Source organism: Pseudomonas resinovorans NBRC 106553, from assembly GCF_000412695.1.
GTDB classification, from domain to species: domain Bacteria; phylum Pseudomonadota; class Gammaproteobacteria; order Pseudomonadales; family Pseudomonadaceae; genus Metapseudomonas; species Metapseudomonas resinovorans_A.
This window is the reverse complement of sequence record NC_021499.1, coordinates 6,211,039-6,227,651: the sequence shown is the minus strand read 5'-3', so window position 1 is coordinate 6,227,651 and position 16,613 is coordinate 6,211,039. Positions and strand designations below refer to the sequence as shown.

The 16,613-nt window shown below is 66.5% G+C and carries 16 protein-coding genes; 8 read left to right on the top strand and 8 right to left on the bottom strand.

Going from position 1 to position 16,613, the window contains the following annotated elements; translation table 11 throughout:
* Positions 1-177: 177 nt before the first annotated feature.
* Positions 178-1,044, top strand: coding sequence for a transcriptional regulator HexR (gene hexR, locus PCA10_RS27925; protein WP_016495452.1), 867 nt, complete (start codon positions 178-180; stop codon positions 1,042-1,044).
* Between the two features lie 129 nt (positions 1,045-1,173).
* Here hexR and PCA10_RS27920 read toward each other — a convergent pair whose 3' ends face one another.
* Positions 1,174-1,548: a thioredoxin family protein gene (locus PCA10_RS27920; protein WP_016495451.1), complete on the bottom strand. Its 375-nt coding sequence runs from the start codon at positions 1,546-1,548 to the stop codon at positions 1,174-1,176.
* Between the two features lie 138 nt (positions 1,549-1,686).
* Here PCA10_RS27920 and PCA10_RS29895 point away from each other — a divergent pair, with 138 nt between their 5' ends.
* A complete protein-coding gene (locus PCA10_RS29895; protein ID WP_016495450.1) occupies positions 1,687-1,902 on the top strand; it encodes a PA3496 family putative envelope integrity protein in 216 nt (71 codons plus the stop codon).
* Here PCA10_RS29895 and PCA10_RS27915 read toward each other — a convergent pair.
* Positions 1,844-2,806: a LysR family transcriptional regulator gene (locus PCA10_RS27915; protein WP_016495449.1), complete on the bottom strand. Its 963-nt coding sequence runs from the start codon at positions 2,804-2,806 to the stop codon at positions 1,844-1,846. The two genes, PCA10_RS29895 and PCA10_RS27915, sit on opposite strands and share 59 nt — an antisense overlap.
* 186 nt (positions 2,807-2,992) lie before the next feature.
* Between PCA10_RS27915 and PCA10_RS27910 the strand changes: the two genes are divergently transcribed.
* From PCA10_RS27910 to PCA10_RS27900, 3 genes are all read left to right on the top strand, one after another.
* Positions 2,993-4,408, top strand: coding sequence for an acetyl-CoA carboxylase biotin carboxylase subunit (locus tag PCA10_RS27910; protein WP_016495448.1), 1,416 nt, complete (start codon positions 2,993-2,995; stop codon positions 4,406-4,408).
* A gap of 16 nt (positions 4,409-4,424) precedes the next feature.
* A complete protein-coding gene (oadA, locus tag PCA10_RS27905; protein ID WP_016495447.1) occupies positions 4,425-6,230 on the top strand; it encodes a sodium-extruding oxaloacetate decarboxylase subunit alpha in 1,806 nt (601 codons plus the stop codon).
* Positions 6,231-6,398: 168 nt separating this feature from the next.
* Positions 6,399-6,839 carry a CBS domain-containing protein gene (locus tag PCA10_RS27900; RefSeq protein WP_016495446.1) on the top strand — a complete coding sequence of 147 codons (441 nt, stop codon included), beginning with the start codon at positions 6,399-6,401 and terminating at the stop codon, positions 6,837-6,839.
* A 166-nt stretch (positions 6,840-7,005) separates the two neighbouring features.
* On the opposite strand, the gene PCA10_RS27895 is transcribed toward PCA10_RS27900, so the two are convergent.
* Together PCA10_RS27895 and PCA10_RS27890 are read right to left on the bottom strand one after the other, a co-directional pair.
* Positions 7,006-7,989, bottom strand: coding sequence for an asparaginase (locus PCA10_RS27895; protein WP_016495445.1), 984 nt, complete (start codon positions 7,987-7,989; stop codon positions 7,006-7,008).
* Positions 7,990-8,079: 90 nt separating this feature from the next.
* Positions 8,080-9,519, bottom strand: coding sequence for an alanine/glycine:cation symporter family protein (locus PCA10_RS27890; RefSeq protein WP_016495444.1), 1,440 nt, complete (start codon positions 9,517-9,519; stop codon positions 8,080-8,082).
* Between the two features lie 186 nt (positions 9,520-9,705).
* Here PCA10_RS27890 and PCA10_RS27885 point away from each other — a divergent pair, with 186 nt between their 5' ends.
* Entirely contained in the window at positions 9,706-10,524 is an 819-nt protein-coding gene (locus PCA10_RS27885) for a helix-turn-helix domain-containing protein (protein ID WP_016495443.1), read from the top strand.
* A gap of 92 nt (positions 10,525-10,616) precedes the next feature.
* Here the strand turns inward: PCA10_RS27885 and PCA10_RS27880 are convergent, their stop codons facing one another.
* The 3 genes from PCA10_RS27880 to PCA10_RS27870 are packed head-to-tail and all read right to left on the bottom strand — an operon-like array spanning position 10,617 to position 12,400.
* Positions 10,617-11,291 carry a GNAT family N-acetyltransferase gene (locus PCA10_RS27880; RefSeq protein WP_016495442.1) on the bottom strand — a complete coding sequence of 225 codons (675 nt, stop codon included), beginning with the start codon at positions 11,289-11,291 and terminating at the stop codon, positions 10,617-10,619.
* A gap of 12 nt (positions 11,292-11,303) precedes the next feature.
* Entirely contained in the window at positions 11,304-11,753 is a 450-nt protein-coding gene (locus PCA10_RS27875; RefSeq protein ID WP_016495441.1) for a GNAT family N-acetyltransferase, read from the bottom strand.
* Between the two features lie 20 nt (positions 11,754-11,773).
* Complete coding sequence (locus PCA10_RS27870) at positions 11,774-12,400, bottom strand: FMN-binding negative transcriptional regulator (protein ID WP_016495440.1); 627 nt, start codon at positions 12,398-12,400, stop codon at positions 11,774-11,776.
* Between the two features lie 100 nt (positions 12,401-12,500).
* Between PCA10_RS27870 and pdxR the strand changes: the two genes are divergently transcribed.
* Complete coding sequence (pdxR, locus tag PCA10_RS27865; RefSeq protein WP_016495439.1) at positions 12,501-13,964, top strand: MocR-like pyridoxine biosynthesis transcription factor PdxR; 1,464 nt, start codon at positions 12,501-12,503, stop codon at positions 13,962-13,964.
* A 134-nt stretch (positions 13,965-14,098) separates the two neighbouring features.
* On the opposite strand, the gene aspA is transcribed toward pdxR, so the two are convergent.
* Positions 14,099-15,523, bottom strand: a complete 1,425-nt coding sequence (gene aspA / locus PCA10_RS27860; RefSeq protein ID WP_016495438.1) for an aspartate ammonia-lyase — start codon at positions 15,521-15,523, stop codon at positions 14,099-14,101.
* A gap of 179 nt (positions 15,524-15,702) precedes the next feature.
* Here aspA and PCA10_RS27855 point away from each other — a divergent pair, with 179 nt between their 5' ends.
* Positions 15,703-16,611, top strand: coding sequence for a LysR substrate-binding domain-containing protein (locus tag PCA10_RS27855; protein WP_016495437.1), 909 nt, complete (start codon positions 15,703-15,705; stop codon positions 16,609-16,611).
* The last annotated feature ends 2 nt before the right edge of the window (positions 16,612-16,613 follow it).

The window sequence follows — 16,613 nt, the reverse complement described above, 5'->3', positions numbered from 1 at the left end:
GAATGCGCTCTCCCTACCTTGAGCACGGATAAAAGGTGGTTCAACTGGGCGAAAAAGCGACTCATGTAGTATAACTACAAGGTCACTACAGCCAGGTTCCGCCGATCATAACCGAGCCACGGCTCGTTGCACGGCGGAAGAACCGGCGAAACCCCCTTTCCAGACAGAGCCTGCCCTGTGAATCTGCTGCAACACATCGCCCAGTCGCGCCATCTGCTGCGCAAGTCGGAACTGAAAGTCGCCGATCACGTCCTGCTCGATCCCGCTGCGGTCATGCACAGCTCCATGGCGGACCTTGCCCAGAATGTCGGGGTCAGTGAACCCACCATCGTGCGCTTCTGCCGCGCCATTGGTTGCGGCGGCTTCCAGGACCTCAAGCTGAAACTGGCGCAGAGCCTGGCCGCCGGCGCCAGCTTCGGCCAGTTCGCGATACACGAGGACGACTCGGTCGCGGACTTCAGCCTGAAGATCTTCGACACCACGCTGCATACCCTGATGGAAGTGCGCGAGAAGCTCGACCCCGAGGCCCTGCAGCGTGCCATCGGCGCCTGCGCCCAGGCCCAGCGCGTGGAGTTCTACGGCTTCGGCGCGTCCGGCGCGGTGGCGGCCGACGCCCAGCACAAGTTCTTCCGCCTGCTGCTGACCGCGGCGGCCTATTCCGACCCGCACATGCAGGCGATGTCGGCGGTCACCCTGAAACCCTCGGACGTGGCCATCTGCATCTCCCAGTCGGGCCGCTCGAAGGACCTGCTGATCACCGCCAACCTGGTGCGCGAGGCCGGCGCCACGCTGATCACCCTCTGCCCGAGCCAGACGCCCCTGGCGGACCTCGCCACGGTGAACCTGGCCATCGACGTGCAGGAAGACACCGAGATCTACACCCCGCTGACCTCGCGCATCGCCCACCTGGTGGTGATCGACGTGCTGGCCATGGGCGTGGCCATGGCCCGTGGCCCGAGCCTGGTCAACCACCTCAAGAGCGTGAAGCGCAGCTTGCGCAGCCTGCGTCTGTCGCCCAAGTCGCTGAAGAGCGCCGAGGACTAGTTCTGCACAGCTTCTGATTGAGCGAGCTAGAGAAGAACAAGGCGAAAATGGCTGAAGACGCGGAGTTTACGTGTTGTAAATGAGCAGTCTGAAGCCATTTTCAACGCAGTTATTCCGACGCTCAGCCAATCAGGCCAGGCCCTGGCGCACCAGCAGGCGCTCGATGGCATCGATGAAGGGGCCGCTGCCGGGCCAGCTGGTGATCCGCCCCAGCGGGCGGCCGTGGTAGAGCGCGATGAAGGTCGGCACCCCGTGCAGGCCGAAGCGCAGGGCCAGCGCGGGGTCCTCGTCCACCTCGTCGTGCAGCCAGCGGACTTGCGGCCACTGGCAGCGCTCCTGGCTGCGCAGCAGTTCGTGTTTGGCCACATCGCAGAGCGGGCAGGCGTCCTGCCAGAGATAGAGCAGCACCAGGCGTTGCTGCTCGGCGGCCAGTACGTCGTCGAGGATGCTGGCCCGCACCCGTTGGATCGGAAAGCGTGCGAAGAATTCGGCGGCATTGCTCATGGCGTCCTCCCGCGGCGACCCGCTACTGCCACGATAGCCTGAAACCTTCACTTCACCAGAGATTCACCGAGCCTTCGCGAAAGCGTCACAGGCACGGGCGATGCTGCGGCTACCGAACCCGACCCTGGGAGAGATGCCATGCAACGCTTTCACGATGAATCGGCCCCTCTGGACAGCAAGACCCGGCGCAAGCTGGAAGATCAGCGGCGCATGCAGTTCCGCCGCGCCATCGAAGACCGCGTCGAGCAGCGTCGCCTGCAGCTGGAAATGTCGGATTATCCCGAGCTGATCGCTGCTAACTACCTGTTGTCGTCAAAGGCAATGCACCGGAAAAGCGGTGGGAAAGCGCACTGATCTGGGCGCGTTCTTCGCGGATAAAGCTGAGAAACGCCTGGGCGACCGGCGATAGCCGCTTGCCCTTGGCGTGCACCGCGCACCAGCTCCGGTAAAGCGGCAGCTCCTCCACCGGCAGCTCGCGCAGCAGGCCCGTGGCCAGTTCGAGGCTGACCGCATGGCGCGGGATCAGGGCGATGCCCAGGTCCGCCACCACACACTCCTTCTGCGCATCCAGCGACGCGACTTCCATGGTCTGGGCGAAGTGCGCGCGCTTCTGCTGGAAGTACTCCTCGCAGGCCTTGCGGGTACCGGAGCCGGCCTCACGCACCAGCAGGGTGTAGGATTCCAGGTCCTTCAGCGCGAGCTTGGCGGCGTTGCACAGCGGGTGATGGGGCGGCGCCACCGCGACTATCGGGTTGTTCAGGAAGGGCAGGAACTCCAGGGCCATGTCCTGGGGCACCAGGGACATGATCACCAGGTCGTCGCGATTGTCCGAGAGGCGCTTGATCACCTGGGCGCGGTTGGTCACCACCAGTTGCAGGCTGACGTCCGGATGCTGGTCGCGGAAGGCGGCGAACAGATGGGGGACGAAGTACTTGGCGCTGGATTCCACCGCCAGGTTCAACTGGCCCTGCAACGAGCCCTGCAGGTCGGAGAGCTGCATGTCGAGGCTGGCCAGGCGCTGGAAGATGTCGCTGCTGGCGCGCATCAACGCCTCGGCGGCGTCGGTCACGTAGAGCTTCTTGCCGACGTACTCGAACAGCGGCTGGCCCACCAGTTCTTCGAGCTGGCGGATCTGCAGGCTCACGGCCGGCTGGGTCAGTGCCATTTCCTCGGCTGCCCGGCTGTAGGAGCGGGTTTCGAATACGGCACGGAATACCTGGAGCTGGCGCAGGGTCATGCGCAGCAGGGTCTTGCGCATCGGGGGCGAGCCTCGTGGGTGGGCAGGGTTGCTGACTATAAGCTGATCCTAATGGATACCCCAATAATTATTGATTGGGGTTATTCCCGCTCGGGGCGTAGGGTAACGACGCGACCGCTTAACGATCGGCGGTCACCCAACGACCGGCCCCGCCGTTCGCCTGTTCACTTGGTCGAGGGAAAGCTCGTGATCAAGAAAATCCTGATCGCCAACCGTGGCGAGATTGCCGTCCGCATCGTGCGCGCTTGCGCCGAGATGGGCATCCGCTCGGTGGCCATCTACTCCGATGCCGACCGGCACGCCCTGCACGTCAAGCGCGCGGACGAAGCCCACAGCATCGGCGAAGACCCCCTGGCCGGTTACCTGAACCCGCGCAAGCTGGTGAACCTGGCGGTCGAAACCGGTTGCGACGCCCTGCACCCGGGTTATGGATTCCTTTCCGAAAACGCCGAGCTGGCGGACATCTGCGCCGAGCGCGGGATCAAGTTCATCGGCCCGAGCGCCGAAGTGATCCGCCGCATGGGCGACAAGACCGAAGCCCGCCGCAGCATGATCAAGGCCGGCGTGCCGGTCACCCCCGGCACCGAAGGCAACGTCGCCGACCTCGCCGAAGCGCTGAGCGAAGCCGAGCGCATCGGCTACCCGGTGATGCTCAAGGCCACCTCCGGTGGTGGCGGTCGCGGTATCCGTCGCTGCAACAGCCGCGAGGAGCTGGAACAGGCCTACCCGCGGGTGATTTCCGAAGCCACCAAGGCCTTCGGCTCGGCGGAAGTCTTCCTCGAGAAGTGCATCGTCAACCCCAAGCACATCGAAGCCCAGATCCTCGCCGACAGCTTCGGCAACACCGTGCACCTGTTCGAGCGCGACTGCTCCATCCAGCGCCGTAACCAGAAGCTCATCGAGATCGCCCCCAGCCCGCAGCTCACCCCCGAGCAGCGCGCCTACATCGGCGACCTCGCGGTGCGCGCGGCCAAGGCCGTGGGCTACGAGAACGCCGGTACCGTGGAGTTCCTGCTCGCCGAGGGCGAGGTGTACTTCATGGAGATGAACACCCGGGTGCAGGTGGAACACACCATCACCGAGGAAATCACCGGCATCGACGTCGTCCGCGAGCAGATCCGCATCGCCTCGGGCCTGGAGCTGTCGGTCAAGCAGGACGACATCATCCACCGCGGCTTTGCCCTGCAGTTCCGCATCAACGCCGAGGACCCGAAGAACAACTTCCTGCCGTCCTTCGGCAAGATCACCCGCTACTACGCGCCCGGCGGCCCCGGTGTGCGCACCGATACGGCGATCTACACCGGCTACACCATCCCGCCGTACTACGACTCCATGTGCCTGAAGCTGATCGTCTGGGCACTGACCTGGGAAGAGGCCCTGGACCGTGGCCTGCGCGCCCTCGACGACATGCGCGTGCAGGGTGTGCGGACCACCGCGCCCTACTACCAGGAAATCCTGCGCAATCCCGAGTTCCGCAGCGCCGAGTTCAACACCAGCTTCGTCGAGAGCCATCCGGAGCTGACCCAGTACTCGATCAAGCGCAACCCGTCGCACCTGGCCATCGCCATCGCCACCGCCATTGCCGCCCACGCCGGCCTGTAGGGGAAGGATTCAGAACATGAGCAAGAAAATCTCGATCACCGATACCATCCTGCGTGATGCGCACCAGTCCCTGCTGGCTACCCGCATGCGCCTGGACGACATGCTGCCGATCTGCGACAAGCTCGACAAAGTCGGCTACTGGTCCCTGGAAGTCTGGGGCGGCGCCACCTTCGACGCCTGCGTGCGCTTCCTCAAGGAAGACCCCTGGGAGCGCCTGCGCAAGCTCAAGGCCGCCCTGCCCAACACCCGCCTGCAAATGCTCCTGCGCGGCCAGAACCTGCTGGGCTACCGCCACTACAGCGACGACGTGGTACGCGCCTTCGTCGCCAAGGCGGCGGTCAACGGCATCGACGTGTTCCGCATCTTCGATGCGATGAACGACGTGCGTAACCTGCGCGTCTCCATCGAGGCCGTGAAGGCCGCCGGCAAGCACGCCCAGGGCACCATCTGCTACACCACCAGCCCGGTGCACACCATCGACGCCTTCGTCACCCAGGCCAAGACCATGGCGGCCATGGGCGTGGACTCCATCGCCATCAAGGACATGGCCGGCCTGCTCACCCCCTTCGCTACCGGCGACCTGGTGAAAGCCCTGAAGGACGCCCTGCCGCTGGAAGTGGTGGTGCACTCCCACGACACCGCCGGCGTGGCCAGCATGTGCCAGCTCAAGGCCGTGGAAAATGGCGCCGACCGCATCGACACCGCCATCTCCAGCATGGCCTGGGGCACCAGCCACCCGGGCACCGAGTCCATGGTCGCGGCCCTGCGCAATACCCCCTATGACACCGGCCTGGACCTGGAGCTGATCCAGGAAATCGGCATGTACTTCCACGCCGTGCGCAAGAAGTACCACCAGTTCGAGAGCGAGTTCACCGGCGTGGATACCCGCGTGCAGGTCAACCAGGTGCCGGGCGGCATGATCTCCAACCTGGCCAACCAGCTGAAGGAGCAGGGCGCCCTCAACCGTATGGCCGAAGTGCTGGAGGAGATCCCGCGCGTGCGCGCCGACCTCGGCTACCCACCCCTGGTGACCCCGACCTCGCAGATCGTCGGCACCCAGGCCTTCTTCAACGTGCTGGCCGGCGAGCGCTACAAGACCATCACCAACGAAGTGAAGCTCTACCTCCAGGGCCGCTACGGCAAGGCGCCGGGCCAGATCAACGAGCAGCTGCGCCGCCAGGCCATCGGCAACGAAGAAGTCATCGACGTGCGCCCGGCCGACCTGATCAAGCCGGAGCTGGACAAGCTGCGCGCCGACATCGGCAGCCTGGCCAAGTCCGAGGAAGACGTGCTGACCTTCGCCATGTTCCCGGACATCGGGCGCAAGTTCCTCGAGGAGCGTGAAGCCGGCGCCCTGAAACCGGAAGCCCTGCTGCCGATCCCCAATGGCAACGGCGCGACCCCGGCCGGCGGCGAAGGCGTGCCCACCGAGTTCGTGGTGGACGTGCACGGCGAGAGCTACCGGGTCGACATCACCGGCGTGGGCGTGAAGAGCGACGGCAAGCGTCACTTCTACCTGTCCATCGACGGCATGCCGGAAGAAGTGGTGTTCGAGCCGCTGAACGAGTTCATCGCGGGCGCCGGCAACAAGCGTAAGCAAGCCAGCGCACCGGGCGACGTCAGCACCACCATGCCGGGCAACATCGTCGACGTGCTGGTCAAGGAAGGCGACACCGTGAAAGCCGGCCAGGCCGTGCTGATCACCGAGGCCATGAAGATGGAAACCGAAGTTCAGTCGCCCATCGACGGTACCGTCAAGTCCATCCACGTCGCCAAGGGCGACCGGGTGAACCCGGGCGAGGTCCTGATCGAGATCGTCTGATTGCTCCGACGATAGTTCCCCTGGGGAGCCGCGAGGCTCCCTTTTTTTGCGCGCGTTACGGGGACGACCAATGAAATTTTCAATGGTCACCATGCAAAACGTCGTTTGGCTGTGCCGGCGTGCTGTTGGGCATCCTGCCCCTCATGTCACCCCACGGGAGGAATCGCCATGAAAACCGTCGCCCAGATGCTTTGCGACAAGCCGCAGCAGAAGGTTCACACCATTGATGTCGACGCGCCGATGCTCGAGGCGCTGCGGCTGATGGCCCGGCAGAACATCGGCGCGTTGCCGGTGACCCGTGGCAGCAGCCTGCTGGGTATCGTCAGTGAGCGCGACTATGCGCGTAAGGGCGTACTGCAGGGGCGCTCGTCGGTGGCCACCTCGGTGCGCGCGTTCATGACCGAGCCGGTCCTGACCGTGTCGCCGCGCCAGAGCATCCGCGAGTGCATGGCGCTGATGACCGAACACCACCTGCGCCACCTGCCGGTGCTGGACAACGGCGTGCTGGTGGGCCTGCTGTCCATCGGCGACCTGGTGAAGGAAGCCATGGCCGAGCAGGACGCGCTGATCCAGCACCTGGAGCAGTACATCCGCGGCGAAGTGGCTTGATGCTGCTCTTGTAGGATGCGTTTGAGCGAAGCGATACCCATCGGCACCAGAACAGCATGGGTATCGCAGGCTCAACCCATCCTACTTGTGCGCTCGACCCAGGCCTCGTCGTAGGATGGGTCGGGCGGCGTTCCGCGAGCGAAGCGAAACCCATGCCGTTACCAGCTCAATCGGCCATCTCCCCACACAGATCCACGCCGAACCACTGCTCCACCTCTTCCTGGCGCATCCCCGCGCCGAGCAGCGCGAACAGCTTGCCCAGTGCCGCCTCGCGAGTCATGCCGCCGGCCGGCACCAGGCCGGTGGCCAGCAGCTGGCTGCTGGCGGCGTAGACCCCCGCCTGCACATGCCCGGCCGGGCACTGGCTGCTGGCCGCCAGCACCACGCCGCGCCGGTGGGCGGCACGCAGTACATCCAGCAACGCCTGGTCGTCCGCAGGCCCGGTACCGCTGCCATAGCACTCCAGCAACAGCCCCTGCACGCCACTGTCCAGCAACGCCTGCACATGGCCGGCCGCGATGCCGGGGAACAGCGGCAGCACCGCGAGGTTCACCGGCTGGCGCCGGGTGCGGTAGTCGAGGCCTGCGGGAATCTTCGCGGCACGTTCCGCTTCGCGACGACGCGGCAGTTCGGCGAAGGCGTCGAAGGCCTCGGAGCGCAGCTTGCTGGCGCGGGCGCCGTGCAGCAGCTGGCCGTTGAAATACAGGTGCACACCGGGGGCGACGCCCTGCTGCAATGCCGTCACCGCGCCCAGCAGGTTCGGCCAGGCGTCGCTGCCTTCGTTACCCGCCGGCAGCATGGCGCCGGTCAGCACCACGGGTACCGGCAGGCCCAGCAGCAGGAAGGAGAGGGCCGCGGCGCTGTAGGCCAGGGTGTCGGTGCCGTGCAGCAGCAGCACGCCGTCGTGGCCGCGCTCCACGGCTTCGACTATGGCCGCGCCCATGGCCAGCCAGTTGGCCTGGCGCATGTTGGCGCTGTCGATCAGTGGCGGCAGCTCCTGGAAGCACCAGTCCAGTACGGTGCCCTGGGCGTCCAGCTGCTCGCGCATGCGCGCCTCGAAGCCGCCGGCCGGGGCCAGGCCGCAGGCACTCTGCAGCATGCCGATGGTGCCGCCGGTATAGAGCACGAATAGGTTCTTCACTGCGTTCATGGGGTTCTCGAAAAGCGGGACTGCAGATACGACGATGCCGCTCCCCGCAACAGCGCAGGAGCGGCACCGGCGTCTCACCAGGAGTCGCGATCAGCGATGGCTTTGCGCCAGGCCGTCGGCCATCGTGGTCTCGTTGCCGGCGGCCTTCTGCGGCCAGGCGGCATGGTCGATGTCCAGGTCGGCGAACTTGCGGGCATCGAACACGGGGTTGTCGATACCGGCCTTCACCTGGGCGTCGTAGTCGCGCATCAGGCGCATGCCCACCTTGAACAGCAGGGCGATGGCCACCAGGTTCACCAGCGCCAGCAGGCCCATGGTCACGTCGGCGAAGCCGAACACGGTGGACAGGTCCTGCATGGAACCCCAGAGCACCAGGGCCATCACCAGCACGCGGTAGGCCTGCAGCAGGATGCGCTTGGTGCTGAAGAAGCTCAGGGCGTTCTCGCCGAGGTAGTAGTTGTACACCAGGGTGGTGAACACGAAGAGCAGCAGCGCCACGCTGACGAAGATGCGGCCCCACTCGCCGACTTCGGCCGCCAGGGCGGTCTGGGTCAGGACCACGCCGGCCATCTCGCTGCCCGGCTGGTAGACGCCGGAGAGCAGGATGATCAGGGCGGTGCTGGTGCACACCAGCAGGGTGTCGATGAACACGCTGAGCGACTGCACGATGCCCTGGGCGGACGGGTGGCTCACCTCGGCGACGGCGGCCACGTTGGGCGCGCTGCCCAGGCCCGCCTCGTTGGAGAACAGGCCGCGCTTGACGCCCATCAGGATCGCCGCGCCCACGCCACCGGCGAAGGCCGGTTCCAGGCCGAAGGCACTCTTGACGATCAGCGCCAGGGTGGCCGGCACTTCGGACAGGTTCATGCCGATGACCACCAGGGCCATAAGGATGTAGGTGCCCGCCATGATCGGCACCAGCACGTCGGCCATGGCGGCGATGCGCTTGATGCCGCCGAACACGATCAGGCCGATCACACCCACCAGGGCGACGCCGCTGATCCAGGTCGGCAGGCCGAAGGTGTCATGCAGCGAGGTGGCCACGGTGAAGGACTGCACGGCGTTGAAGCCGAAGCCGAAGGTCACCAGCAGCAGGATCGAGAAGATCACCGCCAGCCAGCGCTGGCCGAGGCCGTGGAGGATGTAGAAGGCCGGACCGCCACGGTAGGTACCGTCGGCCTCGCGGCGCTTGTAGAGCTGGGCCAGGGAGCACTCGAAATAGCTGGTCGCCATGCCCAGCAGCGCCACCAGCCACATCCAGAACACCGCGCCCGGGCCGCCGAGCATGATGGCCACGGCCACGCCGGCGATGTTGCCCGCGCCCACGCGGCCGGCAACCGACAGCATCAGCGCCTGGAAGCCGCTCAGCTGGCCTTCCTTGCGTTGCAGGGCCTGGCCGAAGATGCGGAACATGTCGCTGAAGTAGCGGAACTGGACGAAACGGGAGGCGATGGAGAAGAAGAGACCGAGGCCGACGAGGACCACGATCAGCAATTTGCTCCAGAGGAGGTCATTGAGGAAATCGAGCATGGCGATTCACCTGATCCAGTTGTTGTTGTTGGGGGAATCAGCGTAGCGGTCGGGTGCTGGCCACCGCGCCGGGAAGGTTGCGCATGGTTGTGCAAGGGGGCCAGAGAGGGCAATTTCGCGGGTTGCACCAAGTTGATGCGAGTTGACGCTATAATCGCGTCACTCGCATCAGGTAGGGGCCGTGGCATGGCGGAGTATCTCGGCAACAACCTCAAGCTGCTTTGCAGCCATTACCGATCGATCGCGGAGGTCTGCCGCAAGTTGTCGATCAATCGCGCCCAGTTCAACAAGTACCTCAGCGGCCAGAGCCGGCCGACGCCCTACAACCTCAAGCGCATCTGCGACTTCTTCGGTGTCGAGGACTACGAGATCGGCATGCCGCCGGAGCAGTTCGCCCGCCTGCTCGGTACCCGCGCCCCGGACCAGGACGCCGGTAACCGCAACGATCCGCTGCTGGAGCTGCTCGACCCGCTGCGCGCCCAGTCCGGCAACCTGTCGCGCTACTGCGGCTTCTATTTCGAATACTCCAACTGCATGTCGGTGCCCGGTACCGTGCTGCTGTCGCTGGTGCGCCTGTGGGAGGACGACGGCAACTTCCTCTTCGAGCGCCAGGAAAGGCAGGAGCGCGCCAGCGGCCCCGACGTCCAGGCCGAGGATTGGGTGCGTTGCCGCTACCTGGGCGCGGCCTTCCAGCTGCAGGACCGCCTGTTCCTGATGGACTACGAGTCCCTCACGCTGAACGAGATGAGCCAGACCATCCTCATCCCCAGCTACAAGAGCCGCATCACCCGCTTGAACGGCCTGAAGACCGGTGTCTCCAGCGGCGACCGGCGCAACCCGGCCTGCACCCGCGTGGTCTGGGAATACCTGGGCGCCGAGATCAACCGCGTCGCCGCCTACCGCCAGGTGAAGCTCTACCGCCCCGACGACCCACGCATCGACGATGACGTGCGCCAGCGCCTGGATGTGGCGCCGCTCAAGAACGGGTTGTTCGAGATCGAGTGACAGGACCTTATCCGTAGGAGCGAGCTCTGCTCGCGAATGGGCCTTTCGCGAGCAGCGAACTCGGCGTCCCCCTCGCTCCTACGGGTGGAGCATCAACCGCGCAATGCTTCCAGGGATTGCTTCTGCCGCCCCTCCCCATCGAAGTTATCCACAGCCAGCCAGCACTCGAAGCCTGCCCGCACCTGCGGCCATTCCCCATCGAGGATGGAGAACCAGGCGGTGTCGCGGTTCTCGCCCTTGACGATCATGTGCTGGCGGAACAGCCCCTCAAAACTGAATCCCAGGCGCTCGGCGGCGCGCATGGAGCGGGCGTTGCGCGCGTTGCACTTCCATTCCAGGCGGCGGTAGCCGAGGTCGTCGAAGGCGTGCCGGGCCAGCAGCCAGACCGCCTCGGTGGAGCCCGGCGTGCGCTGCATGTCCTTGCCGAAGGCGATGTGGCCGATCTCGATGACACCGTCCTTGGGCGTGATGCGCAGGAAACTGAGTACGCCCAGGGCGCGCCCGCTGGCCTGGTCGATCACCGTATAGAAGAGCGGGTCGCGGCTGTCGGCGTTGCCGCGCAGCCAGGCGTCGAAAGGTTCGCGGCTGGCGAAGGGGCCGTAGGGCAGGTAGTCCCAGAGCGCCGGGTCCGGGCCTTGCAGTGCCTGCCACAGGTCGTCGCCGTGGCGCGCGGCGTCGAGGGCTTCCAGGCGCACGAAGCGGCCGGGCAGGGGCGCCTGGGTAGGAGTGGGGCGGGGTTGCCAGTGGCTCAGGTCTTGGCTGGTCATGGGTGACTCCGGTCAGAGGATCTTGCGGTACTGGATGAAGCCGGAACGGTCGGCGATGCGGTCGTAGAGCTGCATGGCGTCGGTGTTGCTCTCGTGGGTCAGCCAGTGCACCCGCGAGGCGCCGGCGGCGCGGGCCTCGGCGTAGACATGCTCGATCAGCTGGCGACCGATGCCGCCACCGCGCAGGCCCTCGGCCACGTAGAGATCCTGCAGGTAGACATAGTCGCCCACCGTCCAGCAGCTGCGGTGGAAGATGAAATGCACCATCCCTACGGCATCAATGCCACGCCAGGCCAGGGCCGCGTGCATGGGCTCGGCCGGGTCGAGGAAGCGCTGCCAGGTGACGGCGGTGGTCTCGGCGGCGATTTCGGTCTTGTAGAAGCGCTGGTAGCCCTGCCAGAGCGGCAGCCAGGCGGCGTGGTCGGCGGCGCTGACCGGGCGGATTTCGATTGGTGCGGACATGGATTCCTTCCTGTGCTGGTTCAAAGCGTCATGCGCGCGGCCAATTCGTGGTCACGCGGATTGGATGAGGCGGCCAGGCCCTCGCGCACGCCGGCCTGGTCGGCGGCCGAGCGGTTCTGCCCGAGCTTCCATTTGCCTTCCAGGCGACGGATCGGCAGGGCGAAGCCGACGATGGCGCGGAGCATGGAATCAAGGTAGTCGCGGGGCGCTTCGTCCACCGCCCAGGGTTGTGGCCGGCCGGCTTCGTGGCGGTCACTCAGTCGGCTCACCAGGCGCAGCAGGCGCTCGGCGTCGTCGAACACCTCGGCCTGGCCCCAGGCGTGCACGGCGATGTAGTTCCAGGTGGGCACCACCTTGCCGTGCTCGGCCTTGGCCGGGTACCAGGCGGGGCTGACATAGGCGTCCGGGCCGGGAAACACCACCAGCGTCTCGGCGCCATCGGCCAGGTCGCGCCAGTGCGGATTGGCGCGGGCGAAGTGGCCGTAGAGGGTGCCGAACTCGCCTTCGCCGGGCTCCAGCAACAGCGGCAGGTGGCTGGCCATGAGGCCCTGGCCGCCGGCGCTGGTGAGCACGGCGAGACCAGTGGCCTGCATCTGCGCATGGAGCGTGGCGAGGTCGTCCTGGCGGAAGGCGGTGGGGCGGTACATGTCGGCTTCTCCTGGCGTAATGGCTCCATGCTAGGCAGGATATTGGTCCGTTGTAAGAGCCATTTACTGTCAGTTCGATAGTGCCAATCCGAGGCCAAGCATGCCCGCTACGCCACCCCTTCCCGTCGACCTTTCCGGCATCCGTCTGGACCCCGGCCAGGGTCTGGCGCGCCAGCTCTACCAGGCACTGCGCGAGCGCATCCTCGATGGCCGCCTGGGCAGCCGTACGCGCCTGCCGGCCACCCGCGACCTTGCCGCGCTGCTGGGTATCTCGCGCAACACCGTGTCCCGTGCCTTCGACCAGCTCTATGCCGAGGGTTACGTGGAAGGGCGGGTGGGCGACGGCACCTACGTCGCGGAGTTATCCACAGCCCGCCCCGTGCCCCAGCCACCGGCCGGCCCCGCGCCGGGCCCGGCCCTGCGGCGCCTGGACAGCCACCACCTGCCGCCGCCGGTGACGGGGCCGCCACGAGCCTTCCGCATCGGCGTGCCGGCCTTCGACCTGTTCCCCTTCGAGACCTGGGCGCGCCTTTCGGCGCGTTTCTGGCGCAAGCCGTCACCGGCGCGCCTGGGCTATGGCGACCCGGCCGGGGACTGGACCCTGCGCGAGCTGGTGGCGGCCTACCTGCGCAGCAGCCGGGGGCTGTCCTGCGATGCGGCGCAGGTGGTGATCACCTGTGGCGCCCAGCAGGCCATCAGCCTCTGCGCCCAGTTGCTGGTGCAGCCCGGCGACCGGGTGGCCATCGAGAACCCCGGCTACCGCGCCGCCGGCCATGCTTTCGCCGTGGCCGGCGCGCAACTGTGCGGCGTGCCTGTGGATAACGACGGCCTGGACTGCGCCGCCCTGGCGCGCGTGGCGGATTGCCGGCTGGCCTATGTCACGCCCTCGCACCAGTACCCCACCGGCGTCACCCTGTCCCTGGCGCGGCGTCTGGAGCTGCTGGAATGGGCCGAGCGCGAGGGCGGCTGGATAGTCGAGGACGACTACGACGGCGAGTACCGCTACAGCGGTACCCCGCTGGCGCCCCTGGCGGCGCTGGACCGGCAGGGACGGGTGCTCTATGTCGGCACCTTCTGCAAGATCGCCTTCCCGGCCCTGCGCCTGGGTTACCTGGTGCTGCCACCGGGGCTGACCGAGGCCTTCGCCCGGCGCCGCGCGCTGGACATGCGCCACTCGGAGATCGGCACCCAGGCGGTGATGGCCGAGTTCATCGCCGCCGGCCACTTCCAGCGCCATGTGCGGCGCATGCGCCTGGCCGCCCGCGCCCGTCGCGACGCCCTGCTGCGGGACTGGCCGCAGGACATCCCCGGTTGCGCGCCGATGCCGCCGGTGGAGGCCGGCCTGCACCTGTGCGTGCGGGTGGACAGCCTGGCGCGGGAACGCGAGCTGGTGAGCCAGGCCCGCGTCGCCGGGGTGGAGATGAATGGTCTCAGCGAGTATTGGCTGGAGGACAGCGAGGAGCCTGTGGATAACCGTGCCGGGCTGGTGCTGGGCTTTGCCGCCGTGCCCGAGGAGCGGATCGGGGAGGCGCTCCGGACCCTGCGCAAGGCCTGGCATTTGTAGGATGGGTTGAGCGGAGCGATACCCATCCTACGGACCTGGCTTCGCGCCGGTTATCCACAGGCAAAAAAAAGGATGGCTTGCGCCATCCTCGAAGGATGAAGGGGCGAACCCCTCCTGGTGAGTCTGTTTCCCGGTCAGGCCTTCAGCGGCACCAGACGCGGGGCGATCATGTTTTCCGGGCGGAGGATGTCGGCCAGCATGGATTCGTCCAGCAGCTTCTCCTCACGCACCAGTTCCAGCACGCCGCGGCCGCTTTCCAGGGCCTCCTTGGCGATGCGGGTGGCATTCTCGTAGCCGATGTAGGGGTTCAGCGCGGTGATCAGGCCGATGGAGTTCTCCATCATGCGGCGGCAATGCTCGACGTTGGCGGTGATGCCATTGATGCAGTGCTCGCGCAGCATGTCCATGGCGCGCTGGAGCAGGCGGATCGAGTCGAAGATCTTGTAGGCGATCAGCGGCTCCATCACGTTCAGCTGCAGCTGGCCGCCTTCGGCTGCCAGGGTCAGGGCCAGGTCGTTGCCGATGACTTCGAACGCCACCTGGTTGACCGCTTCCGGGATCACCGGGTTGACCTTGCCGGGCATGATCGAGCTGCCCGGCTGGCGCGGCGGCAGGTTGATCTCGTTGATGCCGGTACGCGGGCCGCTGGAGAGCAGGCGCAGGTCGTTGCAGATCTTCGACAGCTTGACCGCGGTGCGCTTGAGCATGCCGGAGAACAGTACGAAGGCGCCCATGTCGGAGGTGGCTTCGATCAGGTCGGCGGCCGGGACGACCGGGTGGCCGCTGATGGCAGCCAGGCGCTCGACGGCCAGCTTCTGATAGCCGGGGTCGGCGTTGATGCCGGTGCCGATGGCGGTACCGCCCAGGTTCACTTCGGTGAGCAGCTCCGGCGCCAGGCGGCGCAGGCGGTCGAGGTCTTCACCCAGGGTGGTGGCGAAGGCCTTGAACTCCTGCCCGAGGGTCATGGGAACCGCGTCCTGCAGCTGGGTACGGCCCATCTTCAGTACGTCGGCGAACTCCACGCCCTTGGCGGCGAAGGCCTGGATCAGGCTGTCGAGGCTGGCCAGCAGGGCATCGTGACCCAGCAGCAGACCCAGGCGGATCGCGGTGGGGTAGGCGTCGTTGGTGGACTGCGCCATGTTCACGTCGTTGTTCGGGTGCAGGTACTTGTACTCACCCTTCTGCTTGCCCATGGCCTCGAGGGCGATGTTGGCGATCACCTCGTTGGCGTTCATGTTGGTGGAGGTGCCGGCACCGCCCTGGATCATGTCCACCACGAACTGGTCGTGGAAATCGCCACGGATCAGGCGAGCGCAGGCTTCGCTGATGGCGGCGTGCTTCTCTTCGCTGAGGTGGCCGAGCTGCTTGTTCGCATCGGCGGCGGCCTGCTTGACCATGGCCAGGGCAACGACCAGCTTCGGGTAGTGCGACAGCGGCACACCGGAGAGGCGGAAGTTGTGGACCGCGCGCAGCGTCTGGATGCCGTAGTAGGCATCGGAGGAAACTTCGAGGGTGCCGAGCAGGTCTTTTTCGATGCGGAAGGATGCAGCGGAGGACATGATGTCATTCATCTCTGGGGGAGCACGGCTAGCGCCGCGATGCCCAATAATCTAGGTCCGCAGCCATTTTTAGGCCAATGCTGTTATTCGCTGGGTCATGCACAATCGGCATAATGTCCGCGTGACGCGGGATGGTCCGCGAGCGTGTGCACCAAAAACGAGCATTCTGGAAACCATCGATGAACCTGGAAACCAAGTGGCTGGAAGACTTCGTCGCCCTGGCCAGTACCCGCAGCTTTTCCCAGGCCGCCGAACGGCGCTTCGTCACCCAGCCTGCGTTCAGCCGACGCATCCGCAGCCTGGAGGCGGCCCTGGGCCTGACCCTGGTGAACCGCTCGCGCACGCCCATCGAGCTGACCGAGTCCGGCCAGCTGTTCCTGGTGACCGCGCGCAGCATGGTGGACCAGCTCGGCGAGGTGGTGCGCCACCTGCACCACCTGGAAGGCCAGCAGGGCGAGGTGCTGCAGTTCGCCGCCGCCCACTCCCTGGCCCTGGGCTTCTTCCCGCAGTGGATCGCGCGGTTGCGCGCCGATGGGCTGAACATCGCCAGCCGCCTGATCGCCACCAACGTGGGCGAGGCGGTGCACTCCCTGCGTGAAGGCGGCTGCGACCTGATCCTGGCCTTCTACGACCCGGACGCGGCGCTGCAGATGGACCCGGAAATCTTCCCCTCCATGCACCTGGGGCGCACCGAGATGCTGCCGGTGTGCGGGGTGGATGCCGAGGGCAAGCCGCTGTTCGAGCTGGACAGCGGCCAGAGCGTGCCGCTGCTGGCCTACAGCGCCGGCGCCTTTCTCGGCCGCTCGGTGAACATCCTGCTGCGCCAGCGCGCGCTGCGTTCGACCACGGTGTACGAGACGGCCATGGCCGACAGCCTGAAGAGCATGGCCCTGCAGGGCATGGGGGTGGCCTGGGTGCCACGTTTCAGCGCCCAGGCCGAGCTCGCCCGGGGCGACCTGGTGGTCTGCGGCGGCAGCCAGTGGCATGTGCCGCTGGAGATCCGCCTGTACCGCTGCGCCCTGGTGCGCAAGGCCTCCATCCGCCTGCTCTGGCGCAAGCTGGAGGCGGGGGTGGGCGGCGAGGGCTGAGG